Genomic DNA, 15,053 nt, shown 5'->3' on the forward strand with positions numbered 1-15,053 from the left:
AGATCTGGTGACTGCAGAAGCGAACCGTCCGGTCCGTCGCTGCGGTGACACCCCTCTAGGCAGGGCCGTTGATTCGGTCAAACGCTTTTTTGCACTTTTCTTTCAATCGCGCGTCAAACCCGCGGAAACGCTGGAACTCAGGGCTCCTTAAGGCTTTGCCGCTAGCAGGTGCAGGATGGCCTCCTCGACCGAATCTCCTTCCCGTCCGTCCGACTCGCTGGCCAATCAGGTCCGCAACGCCGTGATCTGGCGGTCGGGCAGCCAGATTCTCGCGCAGCTGGTGCAATGGGCCTCGACCTTCCTCGTGATTCGCCTGCTCGATCCGCACGATTACGGTCTGTTCGCGATGACCGGGGTCGTGCTGGTCTTCCTCAACATGCTCAACGGCTATGGGCTCGCCAGCGGGTTGATCCAGCAACGCGTGGTGACGCCGCTCGCGATTCGCCAGCTGTTCGGGATGCTGCTGCTGCTCAACGCCGGGCTCGCCACGCTGCAGTGCCTGATACTCGCCCCCGCCGCGGCGGCCTATTATCGCCAGCCGGTCGTCGCCGACATGCTGCGCGTCCAAGCGCTGCTCTATCTGACGACCCCCTTCATTGCGCTCCCTTATGCATTGCTGTCCCGCGCGATGGATTTCCGGATGCAGGCGCGCGCCAACATCGTCGCATCGGTCGCCGCGGCCGGGGCAGCGCTCGCCGGTGCGCTCGCCGGGCTGGGGGTATGGACGCTGGTGCTCGCGCCGATCGTGCTGTTCACGGTCCGCGCGATCGGCATGACGATCGCGGCGCGCTCGCTGGTGTGGCCGAGCTTCGACTTTCGCGGTGCGGGAACGCTCGCGCGCTATGGCGGCGTCATGGCGATCGGCCAGCTGTTCTGGTTCGCGCAGAGCCAGGCCGACGTGTTCATCGCCGGGCGCAATTTCACGCCGTACAGTCTGGGCCTCTATACCGAGGCGCTGTTCCTCACCCAGATCTTCGTGTCGAAGATCGTCCCCCCGCTCAACGAGGTCGCCTTCTCGGCCTATGCCCGGATCCAGCACGACCGTGCCGCGGTCGCCGTGGCGTTCACGCGGAGCGTGCGGATCATCATGCTCGCCGCGCTCCCCTTCTATTTCGGGCTGGCGGTCGTGGCCGAACCGCTGGTGGTGACGGTGATGGGCGACAAAATGGCGCGAAACCGCGCCGGTCGTGCACCTGCTTGCGCTCGCCATGCCGTTCATGACGCTGCAGGTGCTGTTGCAACCCGCGTGCGATGCCTGCGGGCGTCCGGGGATCGGGGTGCGCAACGGTGCCTTTGGCGCGTTGATGCTCGCGATCGGGTTCCTGGTCGGGGTGCGTTATGGGCCCACCGGGCTCGCGGTCGCGTGGATCTGTGCCTATCCGGTGTATCTGGGATTCAGCCTGTGGCGATCGCTGCCGGTGATCGGCGCATCGCTTCGGGCGGTCGCGCTGGCGATCGCACCGGCGCTGGTCGCGGCGACCGCGATGGCGCTGGGCGTGATGCTGATCGACTCGCTGCTGCCCGCGATGGGGCCTTTCGCAAGAGTGATGAGCCTGGTGGCGAGTGGCTTGGCGCTATACGCCGGGTGGCTCGGTCTGTTTGCGCGCGGGGTGTTGCGTGAGGTGCGCGATACGATCCGCAAGACGCCCGGGGGACGCTTGGAAAGCGATGCGCCTTCTGCGGTGAACGTCGCGATCGGGACATGAACCGCCGTCACCGCGGCGAAGGCATGGTTTCCACCGAACCATCGGCGTTCTCCCGCGACGGCGGGAGTCCGGGAGTCGCGCGATCCATAGCCGTTTTGCGCCGTGGCCCTGGCTTCCCGCCTTCGCGGGAAAACGGCGAATGACCGGTCGGCAACCCGATGCCGTGTCAGGCGGACTGGATGTAGCTGCGCATCGCCTCGGCGTCCGCCTCGATCCGGTCGATGCGATATTTGACGAGGTCGCCGATCGATACCATGCCGACGACCCGCTCGCCCTCGACCACCGGCAGATGCCGGATCCGGCGACGAGTCATCAGCGACAGCGCGCCGATCACCGCTTCCTCCGGGCCGACGGTGATCGCAGGCGCGGTCATGATGTCGGCGACGGTCCGCGCCAGCGCATCGTTGCCATCCGCGGCGACCGCGTAGATCACGTCGCGTTCGGAAAAGACCCCGACGACGCGCGTGCCTTCCAGCACCGGCACCGCGCCGATCCGACGTTCGGCGAGTAGCGCCACCGCCGCGCGCACGCTCTGATCCGCCGTGACCGAGATGACTTCGCGGCCCTTGCCGCCCAAGATGGCGCTGATCGTCATATTACTCTCCCGCTTCGCTCGTTGGTGAGTCTCGAGGCGCTTGAGAGTTTCACGTTTGCGCGCCAATGGGAAGCATGGCGAAGCGTTCAGGACTCGAGGATCCCGCTTATGCCGCGTTCGCCTGGGCGCGGTATCGTCGGATCCTGGGCTGGATGGGGGTGGTCGCGATCCTGTTCATCGCAGGCGCGATCGGCGTGCTAAATCAGCTGTACGGGCCGCTCGGCTGGGTCGCGATCCTGGCGGTGGTCGGCGGGGCGGGCGGATCGATCATGCTCGCCGCGGCGCTGATGGGGCTCGTCTTCCTCAGTTCGGGAAGCGGCCATGATGAATCGATCGACGATCTGGAATAGACGCGGCCGGCAGGCGCGCGGCTGACCGCCCGGACGAGTCCGGGCGGTCATCGTCGGTCAGGCGACCGGGTCGGTCTCGCGCACGATCGGTGGCCGACCGCGGCGACGACGGGGCTTTTCCGCGCCATCGGCATCGGGTTCGTCCGGAACGACCGCCGAGACGTTGAGCGACGGCGGCAGCAGATCGGCCGAGAAGCCGTTGTCCTCGTCCGCGTCCCTGCGCTCGGGCTTGGCGGCGGCGGGGGTTGCCGACGCATCGCGGCGCGGGCGGCCACGGCCGCGCTTCGGCGGCTCGGCCGCGTCGGAGTCGGCCTGGGTCGCGCCGGTCTGGGGCAACAGGCCCGCTTCCGCGCCTACCGGTGCGCGGTCGAGCGTGGGTTCCTCGGTGCGGGGCTCCGACTGGGCGTAGCGATCGTCGGCACCGCGGGGGGTGTCGCCGCGCTGGCGGTCGTACCCGCCCTCGCTTTGGCTGGCACCGTTCTGGCTGGCGCCGTTCTGGCTGCGGCGCGGACGATCGTTCTGATCCTCGGTGCCGCGCGCCTCGGCGCTGCCGTTCTGCATCTCGCCATTGGCGCGGTTGCCGCCCCGCTGATAGCCGCGATCGCCGTCGCCACGCGAGTCCTGCCGGGGCTCGTTGCGATTGCCGTCCTGCCGCGTGTCCTGGCGCGCGCCATCCTGACGCCCGCCGTCCTGACGCCCGCCGTCCTGACGCCCACCGTCCTGACGGTAGCTGTCCTGGCGGGGCCCATCCTGGCGGGACCCATCCTGGCGGGAATTGTCGGAACGATTGCCCTCGGACCGGTTGCCGTCCTGGCGGTAGCCGTTCTGGCCGCCGCGCGGTTGCTCGGCGGGGAGGACGCGTTCGCCCTCGTCCTCGAACTCGGTATCGTCCTCGTCGAGCGTCGCGCCCTGGATGCGCCGCTGGACCGGACCACCATTTTCCTCGATGCGCGCGCGGGTTTCGGCCAGCACGCGGAAGTAATGGTCGGCGAACTGGAGGTAATATTCGACGTTGACGCGGTCGCCCTGCATCTGCGCGTCGCGGGCGAGCGTCTTGTATTTCTCGAGCAGCTGCGCCGCATTGCCGCGGGCGCGATTGTCGATCCGGTTTCCGGTATCGAGACGGCCCGGATTGCCACCACCTTGCGAGCGCTGTTGCTGCCCGCCACGGCCGCGACGGCGACCGGCCTGACGATTGTTGATCAAGTTCTTGTTGTCCTGTCCTTGGAAACCAACCGGGTCGTGCTCCAGAAATATGGATGCAAATGCCCCTTGCGCACCGATCGCCGCCCATCGGCGAAGCGCGCTTGCCAGCGTCGCCGGACCGGGCGACTGCATGACGAAGGGAGCGGGCAACAGCCCATTTTCAACACGTTACGATGAAAATGCGTGCCCCTAGGGGTTGCAATAGCGGTTTGCGGCGCATTCTCCAAGCGGAATATTGGAAAAGCCATGCGATCCGTCAAGCCGCGTGTGTCGCAATCAACGCGCGCGGGTTGCCGCCCAGATCGTGGCGCAGGGCGACATCGAAACCCTCCTGTCCGAGCAATGCGCCGACCGCGTCCGCCTGCGTCGCGCCGATCTCGAGGATCGCCGCGCCGCCGGGCGCGAGCAGGGCACCGAGCTGCGGGACGAGCCTGCGATAGTCCGCCAGCCCGTCCGCCCCGGCAAACAGCGCGGCACCGGGTTCGTGCTCCGCGACCTCGCGCGGGAGGTGCTCGACTGTCCCGATATAGGGCGGGTTTGCCAGAATCAGGTCGAAGGTCGCGTCGATCCCGTCCGCCCAGTCGCCCCGCACGAAGCTCGCCCGCTCCGCCATGCCGAGCGTGGCGGCGTTGGTCCGGGCGAAGCCGAGCGCGACGTCCGACTGGTCGATGCCCACCCCGGTCGCGGCCGGCCATTCCGCAAGCGCTGCGAGCAGCAAAGTCCCGGGACCGGTGCCGAGGTCGAGGATGCGCACGGGCGGTCGCTTCGCGAAATGATCGACCGCGGCGTCGAGCAGCGTCTCGCTGTCCGCGCGGGGGACGAGGACGCCGGGGCCCACCGCCAGCTCGATCGTCCAGAAGCCGCGCGTGCCAGTGATATAGGCGATCGGTTCGTGCGCGAGCCGGCGCGCGAGCAGCGGGGCGAAGGTGTCGGGCACCGCGGCGTCGAGCGCGTAGAGCAACAGCCGCTCGCGCGGGATGGCGAGCGCGTGCGCCATCAGCAGTTCCGCATCGAGCCGCGGGGTTTCACTGAAGGTCGCGAGCGCGGCGGTTGCAGAAACAAGCGCCGCCCTTATTCGCCCCTCCCCTTCAGCGGAGGGGTCGGGGGTGGGGGACGCCTCGCAGAGACCACCGGGGTTGGGTACGCTGGACGGCCCCACCCCAACCCCTCCCCCGAGGGGGAGGGGCTTGCGCGCGGCTACTTCTGCTTCTTGCCCCTCCCCTTCAGGGGAGGGGTCGGGGGTGGGGGAGGCCTCGCAGAGACTACCGAGGTTAGCCGCGCTGGACGGCCCCACCCCAACCCCTCCCCCGAGGGGGAGGGGCTTGCGTGCGGCTACTTCTTCTTCTCGCCCCTCCCCTTCAGGGGAGGGGTCGGGGGTGGGGGAGGCCTCGCAGAGACCGCCGAGGTCGGGCGCGCTGGACGGCCCCACCCCAACCCCTCCCCCGAGGGGGAGGGGCTTGCGCGCGGCTTCTTCTTCTCGCCCCGCTCCTTCAGGGGAGGGGTTGGGGGTGGGGGGAGCCTCGCAGAGACCACCGAGGTTAACCGCGCCGAACGGCCCCACCCCAACCCCTCCCCTGAAGGGGAGGGGCTTTCCCCCGTTCGCCGGCTCAGCCATCCAGCGACGCCAGCCGCTCCGCTTCGTCCTGCGCGATCAACGCGCCGAGCAATTCTTCCATCTCACCCTGCAGGATCTCCGGCAACCGGTGGAGCGTCAGGTTGATGCGGTGATCGGTGACGCGCCCCTGCGGGAAATTATAGGTGCGAATCCGCTCCGACCGGTCGCCCGACCCGACCATTGATTTGCGCGCCCCCGCGCGTTCGGTGTGGAGCCGCTCGCGCTCGGCCTCGTAGAGGCGCGTGCGCAGGACCTTCATCGCCTTGGCGCGGTTCTTGTGCTGCGACTTTTCGTCCTGCTGGATCACGACCAGCCCGGTCGGGATGTGGACGATCCGCACCGCGGAATCGGTCGTGTTGACCGACTGCCCGCCCGGCCCCGACGAGCGATAGACGTCGATCCGCAGATCCTTGTCGTCGATCTTGACGTCGACCTCTTCCGCCTCGGGCAACACCGCCACCGTCGCTGCAGACGTATGGATCCGCCCCTGCGCTTCGGTCGCGGGGACGCGCTGGACGCGGTGGACGCCGCTTTCGAACTTGAGCTTCGCGAACACGCCCTTGCCCTCGACCGAGGCGATCGCTTCCTTGAAGCCACCGCTTTCGGAGCTGGACGCGGAGATCAGCTCGACCTTCCACCCCTGCCCTTCGGCATAGCGCTGGTACATGCGGAACAGGTCGGCGGCGAACAACGCAGCCTCGTCGCCGCCGGTCCCGGCGCGGATCTCGAGCATCGCGGCGCGTTCGTCTGCAGCATCACGCGGGAGCAACGCGAGCGACAGCGCGCGCTCGGCGTCGGGGAGCGTGCCGCGGATTGCCTCGATCTCCTCGCGCGCCATCGTCTTGATCTCGGGGTCGTCGTCGGCTTCCATGCCCGCGAGCACGCCGAGCTCCGCGCGCAGCCGCCGCACTTCGCCCGCCGCGCGCGCGACGGGTTCGAGCTCGGCATATTCCTTCGACACCGCGACGAAACGGTCGGACGGGAGATCGCCCGTCGCCATCAGCGCGGACAGTTCGTCACGCCGCGCCTCGATCTGCGCGATCCGTTCTGGAGAGATGGAGCTCATGCGGTGCGCATACCCTTCTGCGCTTCCTTTTGCACTTCCCGGGCGACCTTCAGCACTTCCCCGGCGAAGGCCGGGGCCCAGTCGGGATGGCCGACGGAAGCGGGGACAGCCTGAGAAAAATTGCCGTTCCACGACTGGGCCCCGGCCTTCGCCGGGGAAGCAAGTAAGGAAAGCACGATCATGCGCCGACCAACCGCGAGGTCAGTTCCTTGACCGTCTCATGCTCAGCAACATCCGCCGCCGCGCGCGTGCTGAACACCGGCGCATCCGCGTCGAGCCGCAGCCCGACGACGACCTTCGCCCCCAGCTTCGCCGCCTTGTCGAAGCGTTTGCGCGGCGACCCCGTCGCGACCATCTCGGCGGACAGGCCATTCTCGCGGAACAGCTTGAGCGCGCGAAACGCGGTGGACATCGCGCCATCGTCCTCGACCGCGATCACCACATCGATCGTGTCGACCGCAGGCTCCTCGAGCAGCATCGCCAGCCGCTCGATCCCCGCCGCCCAGCCGACGCCGGGCGTGTCCGGCCCGCCGAGCGACCCGACCAGCCCGTCATAGCGCCCGCCCGCGAGCACGGTACCTTGCGCGCCCAGCCGGTCGGTGACGAATTCGAACGCGGTATGGCGGTAATAATCCAACCCCCGCACCAGCCGCGCGTTGCGCGTCCAGGCCACGCCAGCCGCATCCAGGCCCGCCGTCACCGCATCGAAGAAGGCGCGCGCTTCATCCGTCAGATAGGCATCGATATCGGGCGCGCTGTCGGCGACCGGGCGATCGCGCGGATCTTTCGAATCGAGGATGCGCAACGGATTCTTGTCGAGCCGCGCAAGGCTGTCCTCCGACAACACGTCACGGTGCGCTTCGAAATGCGCGACCAGCGCGGCGCGCCACGCATCGCGCGTCTCGGCATCGCCCAGCGTATTGAGCTGCAACGTCACACCATCCGCGATCCCCAGCTCGTGCAGCAACTGGTCCGCGAGCACGAGCAGCTCGACATCGGCGGCAGGCTCGGCCGCGCCGATCACTTCGGCGTCGATCTGGTGGAACTGGCGGAAGCGCCCCTTCTGCGGGCGTTCGTAGCGGAACACCGGCCCGTGCGTCGCGAGTTTCAACGGCGCATATTGCTGCCACCCCTCGGTCAGATAGGCGCGCGCCAGCCCCGCGGTGAATTCGGGCCGCAGCGTCAGCGAATCGCCGCCGCGATCCTCGAACGTGTACATTTCCTTCGAGACGACATCGGTCGTCTCGCCGAGCGACCGCGCGAAAACCGCGGTGCTCTCGAACACCGGGATGTCGACGCGCTGGAAGCAGTACAGCTTGCGCACGCGGTCGAACGCTTCGACCACGCGCGTGAAGCGACGCTGGTCGTCGCCAAAGATGTCCTGCGTGCCGCGGATGCGCTTGGGGGTTTCGATACGAGCCATAACCCGCGATTCTCTAGGCGAGCCCCGCGCCTAGCGCCAGATGCTTGTCGCATGCCGCCGCCGACGGCGCTTGACAGGGTGTTCGCTGCATCGCAGCATCGCGGCAACGGGGGCGACAACAGCCCCTTGCCAGCATCCGCAGGACCGCACCGATCTCGCTTTCGGAAAGGGTTTCCATGCGCCTGCCGCCTCCCCGAATTTCAATGATTTTCCTGGGCCTCGCCAGCGAGCGATCGGCATGAGCGCGCTGATCGCCTGGGCACCCGCCATTGCCGCCATGCTTGCCGCCGGGCTGTTCGCCGGCTTTGCGGCGGGATTGTTCGGGATCGGCGGCGGGTTCGTCGTCGTTCCCGCGATGATCGCGCTGCTCCCGCTGCTCGGCGGGGACCATCGCGAATATACCCATGTCGCGATCGGCACGTCGTTCGCGACGATCGTCGTCACCGCGCTGCGCTCGACCCTGTCGCACGCCAAGCGCGGTGCGGTCGATTTCCAGATCCTCAGGAGCTGGGCGCCGTGGATCGTGGCCGGGGTCGGCATCGGCGTGTTCGTCGCGCAGCGAATGACCGGACAGACGCTGACCTTCATCTTCGCGGGCGGAATCGTGCTGATGTCGATCAACTTCCTCGTGCCCAAACTGGCGCGGCGACAGGTCAGCGACACGATGCCGACCGGCGCCACCCGCGCCGCGATCGCGGGATCGCTCGGGCTGTTCTCCTCGCTGCTCGGAATCGGCGGGGGGACGGTCGCGGTGATCGTGATGACGCTGTGCGGGCGCACGATCCACAAGGCGATCGCGACCGCGGCGGGGTTCGGCTTCATCATCGCGGTGCCGGGGACGATCGGCTGGGTCCTGATCGGTCTCGGCAAGCCGGGGCTGCCAATCGGGTCGCTCGGTTATGTCAACCTGCTCGGCGCGGTGGTGATCACCTCCATGTCGATCCTGACCGCGCCGCTCGGCGTGGCGGCGGCCCATGCGCTCCCGGCCGAGCCGCTCAAGCGCGTGTTCGGGGTGTACCTGCTGTTTATTGCCGGCGTGATGGCAAATCGGGCGCTGCATATGTGACGGGCGGGATTGCGACGGCGCACAACCTCTGCAACACCCCGCCCATGTCTTTCGATGTCGGCAACAAGATTGCTCCGCCCCGGTTCATCCTCTTCACCGTGCTGTTCGTAGCCGGTCTATTGCTCGCGATCCCGCCGCTCGGCTGGGGTCGCGGGACGATGGCGGCGTTCGACGTGGCGGGCACGGTGTTCCTGGTCGCGATCGCTCCGCTGCTCCGTCGCGGCGAGGCGACGCAGATGCGCAAGCAGGCGGCCGCCAACGACGCCAACCGCGCCGGGCTGCTGGTGCTGACCGGGCTGACGATGATCGTCATCCTGACCTCGGTGTTCAAGGAAACGCAGGGCAAGACGAACTTCACGGGCACGCTGCTGATCATCGGGACGCTGGTGGTGGCGTGGCTGTTCTCGAACACGATCTACGCGATGCACTATGCGCATCTGTTCTATTCCGACTGCGACGAAGACGGGAAGGACAGCGGCGGGATCGACTTTCCCAAATGCGACGAACCCGATTATTGGGATTTCCTGTATTTCAGCTTCACGCTCGGAATGACCTTCCAGACCTCCGACGTCGAAGTGTCGTCGCGGCGGGTGCGGCGTACCGTATTGGGCCAGTGCCTTGCCGCGTTCGTCTTCAACATCGGCGTTCTCGCCTTTACGATCAACGTGTTGGGCAGCAGCAGCAGCGGCGGGGGCGGGTGACGGGCTGGACGTACGCCGCCTTGCCAGCTTAAGTCAGTGTAACAGCGTGTCTTCTTCTCCCCTTATCGGAAAGTCCCCTGCATGATCCGTCGCGTCGCGCTCACCGCCGTCTTGCTGTCCACCACCGCGCCGGTGCTGGCGGAGAATTCCAAGCCGCAACCGGTGCCGTTCGTCGACACGATCCCGGCCGCGCAGGACGTCCCCTTCCCCGGCACGATGACGCTCGACATCGACGCGACCGACACCGCGCGTGGCATCTTCACGACGCACGAGACGCTGACCGGCGTGCGCGCGGGGCAGATGGCGTTGCTCTTCCCGAAATGGCTGCCCGGCAACCATTCGCCGACCGGCCAGCTCGACAAGCTCGCCGGGCTGCACATCCGTGCGGGCGGCAAGGAGCTCGCGTGGACGCGCGATCCGGTCGACGTCTACGCCTATCACATCGACGTGCCCGCGGGCGTGAGCAAGCTCGACATCGACCTGCAATTCCTGTCGGCGACGAAGGAAGACCAGGGGTCGATCGTGATGACCCCCAACATGCTGCGGCTCCAGTGGAACTCGATGAGCCTGTATCCGGCGGGCTATTTCACCCGGCAGATCCCGGTGAAGGCGACGGTCAGATATCCGGCCGGATTCACCGCCTCGTCGGGCCTGCCGTCCAGGGCGAGCGGCGCGACCTATTCGTACGAGAAGACCAATTATGAAGTGCTGGTCGATTCACCCGTCCTCGCCGGGCGCTATTACAAGCAATGGGCGCTGAGCCCGCGCGTCAACCTCGACGTCTATGCCGACACCGCCGCCGAGCTCGCCGCGACCCCGGAGCAGATCGCCGCGCACCAGCGGCTCGTCGACCAGGCGGTCAAGCTCTACGGGTCGCAGCATTACGACACCTATGAATTCCTGCTGTCGATCTCGGACCTGATGGGCGGGATCGGGCTCGAGCATCACCGCTCGTCGGAAGACGGCGTGAAGCTCGGCTATTTCACCAAGTGGAACGACGGCCCGGGGCCGCGCAACCTGTTGCCGCACGAATATAATCACAGCTGGGACGGCAAGTTCCGCCGCGGAGCGGACCTGTGGACCCCCGATTATCGCACTCCGATGCGCGGCAGCCTGCTGTGGGTGTATGAAGGGCAGACGCAATTCTGGGGCTATGTGCTCCAGGCGCGGTCGGGAATCGTCTCGAAACAGGACACGCTGGACGGCTATGCGATGATCCTCGCCAGCCTCGACAACCGTCCTGCGCGCGACTGGCGCGACATGGTCGACACCACCAACGATCCCGTCATCTCGCAGCGTCGCCCCAAGGGCTGGCTGAGCTACCAGCGGTCGGAAGACTATTACAACGAGGGGCTGCTGGTGTGGATGGAGGTCGACTCGATCCTGCGCCGCCAGTCGGGCGGCAAGAAGTCGATCGACGATTTCGGCCGCGCGTTCTTCGGGTTGACCGATGGCGATTATGGCGAAGTCACCTACACGTTCGACGATGTCGTCAAGACGCTCCAGGCGATCCAGCCGTACGACTGGGCCGGGTTGCTGACCAAGCGCCTGACCGAGACCGGCGCGCGCGCGCCGATCTCCGGGTTCGCGGCGAACGGCTACACGCTCGTCTATACCGACACCCCGACGCTGACCTTCAAGAACGGCGAGGCGACGCGCAAGACGACCGACCTGACCTATTCGATCGGCACCTCGCTCAACAAGGACGGCGGCGTGACGGGCGTGGGCTGGGACAGCCCGGCGTTCAAGGCGGGCATCACCGTCGGCGACAGCATCGTCGCGGTCAACGGCACGACCTATTCGGACAGCGTACTGAAAGCCGCGATCACCGCCGCCAAGACCGGCAAGGCGCCGATCACGCTGCTCATCAAGGCGAACGACTCGATCACGCCGGTCAATCTCGAGTATCACGGTGGGCTGCGCTATCCGCGGCTTGAGAAGAGTGGGACGGGCGAAGGCGGTCTGGATCGCCTGCTGATGCCCCGCTAAGGCAGACCGGCGTTTTTCCTTTCGTACTCATTCAAATCAAGCAGACAGGACGACCCAAATGCGCATCGACATGATCCCGGTCGGGAAGAGCCCGCCCGACGACCTCAACGTCATCATCGAGGTTCCCACCGGCGGCGAGCCGGTCAAGTACGAGTTCGACAAGGCGAGCGGCGCGCTGTTCGTCGACCGTATCCTCCACACGCCGATGCGCTACCCGGCGAACTACGGCTTCGTGCCGCACACGCTGTCGCCCGATGGCGATCCGCTCGACGCGCTGGTCGTCGCGCGCTCGCCGTTCATCCCGGGCTGCGTCGTCCGTGCGCGGCCGATCGCGGTGCTCAACCTCGAGGACGAAGCCGGCGGCGACGAGAAGCTCGTATGCGTGCCGGTCGACTCGACCTTCCCTTATTATTCGAACGTCAACGAGCGTGGCGACATGCCCGAGATCGTGTTCGAGCAGATCGAGCATTTCTTCACCCACTATAAGGACCTGGAAAAGAAGAAGTGGGTTCGCGTCGGCAAGTGGGGCGACCGCGAGGAAGCGCGCAAGGTCGTGATCGAGGCGATCGAGCGGTATGAGCAAGCCAAGAAGGCCGGCGATCCGGCCCCGGGCATGGACGTCGACGCCTGACACACGCGCCCGTGCGTGCGCGCACGGGCGATATCCCCGTCACCCCGGCGCAGGCGAAATCTTTGCGAACGTCGGGGTACGGACCTGCCATTTGCCGTTTTCCCGCGAAGGCGGGAATCCAGAGCCAAGCAAGACAACGGCCTACCGTTCTCGCAACTCCTGGACTCCCGCCTCCGCGGGAGAACAGCTACGGTTTTGCAGAGGCCATGCGCAGGCCGGGGTGACGGTCATTTCGCGGTTTTCTTCCGCTTCACCGGTGCCCGCATTCCCGCCGCAACCCCGAGCAGCGCCCATTCGCGCAACGTATCGGCATCGTCGTACACATCGTCCGGTGCGCGGCGATAGTTCATCGTGCCCGTCCGCCCTTCCCCCATTTCGAAGCTGAAGCGCGCGCACCCGGCGGCATCCCAGGCCGCGTCGCTCGTCGCATCCGCCTTGAACCACAGCAGGTCATTGGCCACGATCCCGAAGATCGTCCCGTCGAGATACAGCGTCGCGCCGCCCATCATCGCGCGCTTCGTCACGCCGCCGACCGGCGCGAGCGCCTCCTCGACCCAGGCGATCAGTCCCGGGTCGACCGCCATCAGGCCTTGTCCGCGAGCGTCGCGAGCGCGTCGCCGGTGACGCGGTACACCGTCCATTCCTCCATCGGCAGCGCGCCGACCGAGCGGTAAAAGGCGATCGCCTTCTCGTTCCAGTCGAGCACCGACCATTCGAACCGCGTGCAGCCGCGCTCGACCGCCAGCGCGGCGAGATGCTTCAGCAACGCCTTGCCGACGCCGCTCCCGCGCGCCTCGGGGGTAACGTAGAGATCCTCGAGATACAGCCCGCGCCACCCGGTCCAGGTCGAGAAATTGTGGAAGAACAGCGCCATCCCGACCGGCGTCCCGTCGAGCGACGCGATCGCCGCTTCCGCCGCGGGATGCGCGCCGAACAACGCGTCGTGGAGCAGCGGCTCGGTCGCGACGACCTTGTCGGCGGCGCGCTCGAATTCGGCGAGTTCGCGGACAAAATGCAGGATCAGCGCGACATCGTCGGCGGTGGCGGGGCGAATTTCGATCATGCAGCGGCCTCGGTCTGGGGTGCGGGAGCGGCGGTGCCGCGGATCGCGAAAACGCACCCCGCGATGATCAGTGCCGCCCCCGCCACGGTATAGGCCGACACCCGCTCGTCGAACACCCACCAGCCGAACATCCCCGCCCAGACGAACGCGGTATATTCGACCGGCGCGAGCACTTGCGCCTCGGCATGGCTGTACGCCCACGCCAGCGCGATCGCGGAGATCGACCCGAGCACCGCCGCGCCGCCGATCGCGGGGAGCTGCGCCACGCTCGGGACCGCGGCGAACCACCACGCGCCGACGAGCAACAGCCCGGTGAGCACGATGCTGGTGAACAAGGCAACCTCGAGCGGATCGGCGACCTGCGCCTGTTGCCGCAGCAGGATCAGCGAGTAAGCGTAGAAGATCGACGCCGCGAAGATCGCGAGCGAGCCGAGCACATGCGCGGTCGAGGCATGCGCCTGCACCTCCCCCGCCGCGATCGCGAGCACGCCGAGGCTCGCGATCACCGAGCCGAGGATCGCCGCGCGCCGGATCGTCTCGCCGAGCAGGACGGCGGCGAAGAACAAGGCGATCAACGGCGCGAGGAAGGTCAGCGCGACGCCCTGCGCCATCGGCACGCGAACCAGCCCCCAGAAGAACAGCAGCACCGAAATCCCCCCGGTCGCCCCGCGCAGCGCATGGAGTTTCAGCGCCGCCCGCCCCGGGGAGGCCCGCCGCCTGAGCAGGAACACCGTGCCGAGCAGCATGACCCCGACGAACGAGCGCCACAGCACCGCGCTATACGCGCCGCTGGTGATGCTGAGCCCCTTCATCAGGACGTCCATCGCCGAATAGGTCGCGATCCCCATCGCGGCGACGGAGAAAGCCAATGAGGAGGAAACAGGCCGCATCGCTGCCCCATAGCGAGGAGCGCCACCAACGTCACGCATGGCGCAGAAGCGGGCTACCGGATCATGCGGATATCGACTCCGATATCGAGGTCGACCCATGCGCGATCTGCAGAAACGACCGGCAGCGCGGAAGCAAGCGCGAGCGACAGGCACGCACGATCGGCAAACGAGTCATTCTTGCCGACCCGGGGCTTGAGATCGGCCGCCAGGCGCGCCTGATGCTGATCGAACGGAACGATGTCGATCTTCAGTTCGGTGAGTGTCGGCAGTACCGCGTCGCAGGTGCCCGTCCTGCGTGCGATCTTCTCAAGAATTTCGGTGAGATTGACCGTGGAGAGCCGTGCGCCACGTGCCGAGGCGGTCGCCACGTCCGCGCCACGTTCCCCAAAGAGGATCGCAAGGACCGCGGACGCATCCATAACCACGCTCATTGCGCCGGATGCGACCGCAGCCATTCTTCGAGGTCGGCCTCTTCGCGTGCGGCTTCCGCCCGCCGTTCCGCGAGTAGTTCATCGACCATGCTGCCGCTATAGTCGGGCGGCAGCATCGCGCGAAACGTACGCTGCACCTCTTTGACGATCTGCGCGTAGGTCTTGACGATCAAGCCGCCATCCTCCGCCCGTTCGATCACCAGCGAGTCGCCTTCCTTGATTCCCAATTCTGTAAGGAGTTCCGGAGGGATGGCGATCGTACCGCCAGCAATTACTTTGGCATGGTAGGTCATGGTGGGTCCTCCAGGACCCACCAGATAC

The 15,053-nt window shown here is 67.1% G+C and carries 16 protein-coding genes and 1 pseudogene; 6 read left to right on the top strand and 11 right to left on the bottom strand.

Translation table 11 applies throughout. The annotated features are described in order from the left end of the window. The first annotated feature begins 175 nt into the window (after positions 1–175). Positions 176–1,706: pseudogene (locus tag L8G49_RS09580) on the top strand (lipopolysaccharide biosynthesis protein). A gap of 166 nt (positions 1,707–1,872) precedes the next feature. Here the strand turns inward: L8G49_RS09580 and L8G49_RS09585 are convergent. Next, a complete protein-coding gene (locus tag L8G49_RS09585) occupies positions 1,873–2,301 on the bottom strand; it encodes a CBS domain-containing protein (protein WP_242184904.1) in 429 nt (142 codons plus the stop codon). A 74-nt stretch (positions 2,302–2,375) separates the two neighbouring features. Here L8G49_RS09585 and L8G49_RS09590 point away from each other — a divergent pair, with 74 nt between their 5' ends. Next, entirely contained in the window at positions 2,376–2,651 is a 276-nt protein-coding gene (locus L8G49_RS09590) for a hypothetical protein (protein ID WP_242184906.1), read from the top strand. 57 nt (positions 2,652–2,708) lie between these two features. On the opposite strand, the gene L8G49_RS09595 is transcribed toward L8G49_RS09590, so the two are convergent. From L8G49_RS09595 to hisS, 5 genes are all read right to left on the bottom strand, one after another. After that, positions 2,709–3,857: a DUF4167 domain-containing protein gene (locus L8G49_RS09595; RefSeq protein WP_242184915.1), complete on the bottom strand. Its 1,149-nt coding sequence runs from the start codon at positions 3,855–3,857 to the stop codon at positions 2,709–2,711. A 256-nt stretch (positions 3,858–4,113) separates the two neighbouring features. Further along, complete coding sequence (gene prmC, locus L8G49_RS09600; protein ID WP_242185739.1) at positions 4,114–4,932, bottom strand: peptide chain release factor N(5)-glutamine methyltransferase; 819 nt, start codon at positions 4,930–4,932, stop codon at positions 4,114–4,116. 532 nt (positions 4,933–5,464) lie between these two features. Then, entirely contained in the window at positions 5,465–6,538 is a 1,074-nt protein-coding gene (gene prfA / locus L8G49_RS09605; protein WP_242137910.1) for a peptide chain release factor 1, read from the bottom strand. Further along, positions 6,535–6,720 (bottom strand): hypothetical protein, encoded by a 186-nt coding sequence (locus L8G49_RS09610; protein WP_242137911.1) that lies wholly within the window; start codon positions 6,718–6,720, stop codon positions 6,535–6,537. Before L8G49_RS09610 ends, prfA begins: the two co-directional genes overlap by 4 nt. Next, positions 6,717–7,961, bottom strand: coding sequence for a histidine--tRNA ligase (gene hisS, locus L8G49_RS09615; protein ID WP_242137912.1), 1,245 nt, complete (start codon positions 7,959–7,961; stop codon positions 6,717–6,719). Before hisS ends, L8G49_RS09610 begins: the two co-directional genes overlap by 4 nt. 238 nt (positions 7,962–8,199) lie before the next feature. Between hisS and L8G49_RS09620 the strand changes: the two genes are divergently transcribed. From L8G49_RS09620 to ppa, 4 genes are all read left to right on the top strand, one after another. After that, positions 8,200–9,027, top strand: coding sequence for a sulfite exporter TauE/SafE family protein (locus tag L8G49_RS09620; protein WP_242137913.1), 828 nt, complete (start codon positions 8,200–8,202; stop codon positions 9,025–9,027). A gap of 44 nt (positions 9,028–9,071) precedes the next feature. Next, positions 9,072–9,728 carry a DUF1345 domain-containing protein gene (locus tag L8G49_RS09625; RefSeq protein ID WP_242137914.1) on the top strand — a complete coding sequence of 219 codons (657 nt, stop codon included), beginning with the start codon at positions 9,072–9,074 and terminating at the stop codon, positions 9,726–9,728. 81 nt (positions 9,729–9,809) lie between these two features. After that, positions 9,810–11,717 (top strand): peptidase M61, encoded by a 1,908-nt coding sequence (locus tag L8G49_RS09630; protein ID WP_242137915.1) that lies wholly within the window; start codon positions 9,810–9,812, stop codon positions 11,715–11,717. Positions 11,718–11,775: 58 nt separating this feature from the next. Continuing rightward, positions 11,776–12,348 carry an inorganic diphosphatase gene (gene ppa / locus L8G49_RS09635; protein WP_242137916.1) on the top strand — a complete coding sequence of 191 codons (573 nt, stop codon included), beginning with the start codon at positions 11,776–11,778 and terminating at the stop codon, positions 12,346–12,348. Between the two features lie 227 nt (positions 12,349–12,575). Here ppa and L8G49_RS09640 read toward each other — a convergent pair whose 3' ends face one another. The 5 genes from L8G49_RS09640 to L8G49_RS09660 all read right to left on the bottom strand — a co-directional run bounded on the left by L8G49_RS09640 (position 12,576) and on the right by L8G49_RS09660 (position 15,025). Continuing rightward, positions 12,576–12,932: a TfoX/Sxy family protein gene (locus L8G49_RS09640; RefSeq protein WP_242137917.1), complete on the bottom strand. Its 357-nt coding sequence runs from the start codon at positions 12,930–12,932 to the stop codon at positions 12,576–12,578. Beyond that, positions 12,932–13,411 (bottom strand): GNAT family N-acetyltransferase, encoded by a 480-nt coding sequence (locus tag L8G49_RS09645; RefSeq protein WP_010161679.1) that lies wholly within the window; start codon positions 13,409–13,411, stop codon positions 12,932–12,934. The genes L8G49_RS09640 and L8G49_RS09645 overlap by 1 nt, the downstream gene beginning before the upstream one ends. Next, complete coding sequence (locus tag L8G49_RS09650; RefSeq protein WP_277923209.1) at positions 13,408–14,259, bottom strand: DMT family transporter; 852 nt, start codon at positions 14,257–14,259, stop codon at positions 13,408–13,410. The genes L8G49_RS09645 and L8G49_RS09650 overlap by 4 nt, the downstream gene beginning before the upstream one ends. A gap of 95 nt (positions 14,260–14,354) precedes the next feature. Beyond that, positions 14,355–14,732, bottom strand: coding sequence for a type II toxin-antitoxin system VapC family toxin (locus L8G49_RS09655; RefSeq protein WP_242184918.1), 378 nt, complete (start codon positions 14,730–14,732; stop codon positions 14,355–14,357). After that, positions 14,729–15,025, bottom strand: a complete 297-nt coding sequence (locus L8G49_RS09660; RefSeq protein WP_242137920.1) for an AbrB/MazE/SpoVT family DNA-binding domain-containing protein — start codon at positions 15,023–15,025, stop codon at positions 14,729–14,731. Before L8G49_RS09660 ends, L8G49_RS09655 begins: the two co-directional genes overlap by 4 nt. Positions 15,026–15,053 lie beyond the last annotated feature (28 nt).

Origin of the sequence: Sphingomonas sp. CARO-RG-8B-R24-01 (assembly GCF_022662295.1) — a bacterium.
GTDB lineage: Bacteria > Pseudomonadota > Alphaproteobacteria > Sphingomonadales > Sphingomonadaceae > Sphingomonas.

Excerpts from the sequence above, each read along its gene's own strand:
- L8G49_RS09585 (WP_242184904.1), bottom strand. The coding sequence starts at position 2,301 with ATGACGATCAGCGCCATCTTGGGCGGCAAGGGCCGCGAAGTCATCTCG.
- L8G49_RS09590 (WP_242184906.1), top strand. The coding sequence starts at position 2,376 with ATGGCGAAGCGTTCAGGACTCGAGGATCCCGCTTATGCCGCGTTCGCC.
- prfA (WP_242137910.1), bottom strand. The coding sequence starts at position 6,538 with ATGAGCTCCATCTCTCCAGAACGGATCGCGCAGATCGAGGCGCGGCGT.
- L8G49_RS09610 (WP_242137911.1), bottom strand. The coding sequence starts at position 6,720 with ATGATCGTGCTTTCCTTACTTGCTTCCCCGGCGAAGGCCGGGGCCCAG.
- hisS (WP_242137912.1), bottom strand. The coding sequence starts at position 7,961 with ATGGCTCGTATCGAAACCCCCAAGCGCATCCGCGGCACGCAGGACATC.
- L8G49_RS09620 (WP_242137913.1), top strand. The coding sequence starts at position 8,200 with ATGAGCGCGCTGATCGCCTGGGCACCCGCCATTGCCGCCATGCTTGCC.
- L8G49_RS09625 (WP_242137914.1), top strand. The coding sequence starts at position 9,072 with ATGTCTTTCGATGTCGGCAACAAGATTGCTCCGCCCCGGTTCATCCTC.
- L8G49_RS09630 (WP_242137915.1), top strand. The coding sequence starts at position 9,810 with ATGATCCGTCGCGTCGCGCTCACCGCCGTCTTGCTGTCCACCACCGCG.
- ppa (WP_242137916.1), top strand. The coding sequence starts at position 11,776 with ATGCGCATCGACATGATCCCGGTCGGGAAGAGCCCGCCCGACGACCTC.
- L8G49_RS09640 (WP_242137917.1), bottom strand. The coding sequence starts at position 12,932 with ATGGCGGTCGACCCGGGACTGATCGCCTGGGTCGAGGAGGCGCTCGCG.
- L8G49_RS09645 (WP_010161679.1), bottom strand. The coding sequence starts at position 13,411 with ATGATCGAAATTCGCCCCGCCACCGCCGACGATGTCGCGCTGATCCTG.
- L8G49_RS09650 (WP_277923209.1), bottom strand. The coding sequence starts at position 14,259 with ATGGGGATCGCGACCTATTCGGCGATGGACGTCCTGATGAAGGGGCTC.
- L8G49_RS09655 (WP_242184918.1), bottom strand. The coding sequence starts at position 14,732 with ATGAGCGTGGTTATGGATGCGTCCGCGGTCCTTGCGATCCTCTTTGGG.
- L8G49_RS09660 (WP_242137920.1), bottom strand. The coding sequence starts at position 15,025 with ATGACCTACCATGCCAAAGTAATTGCTGGCGGTACGATCGCCATCCCT.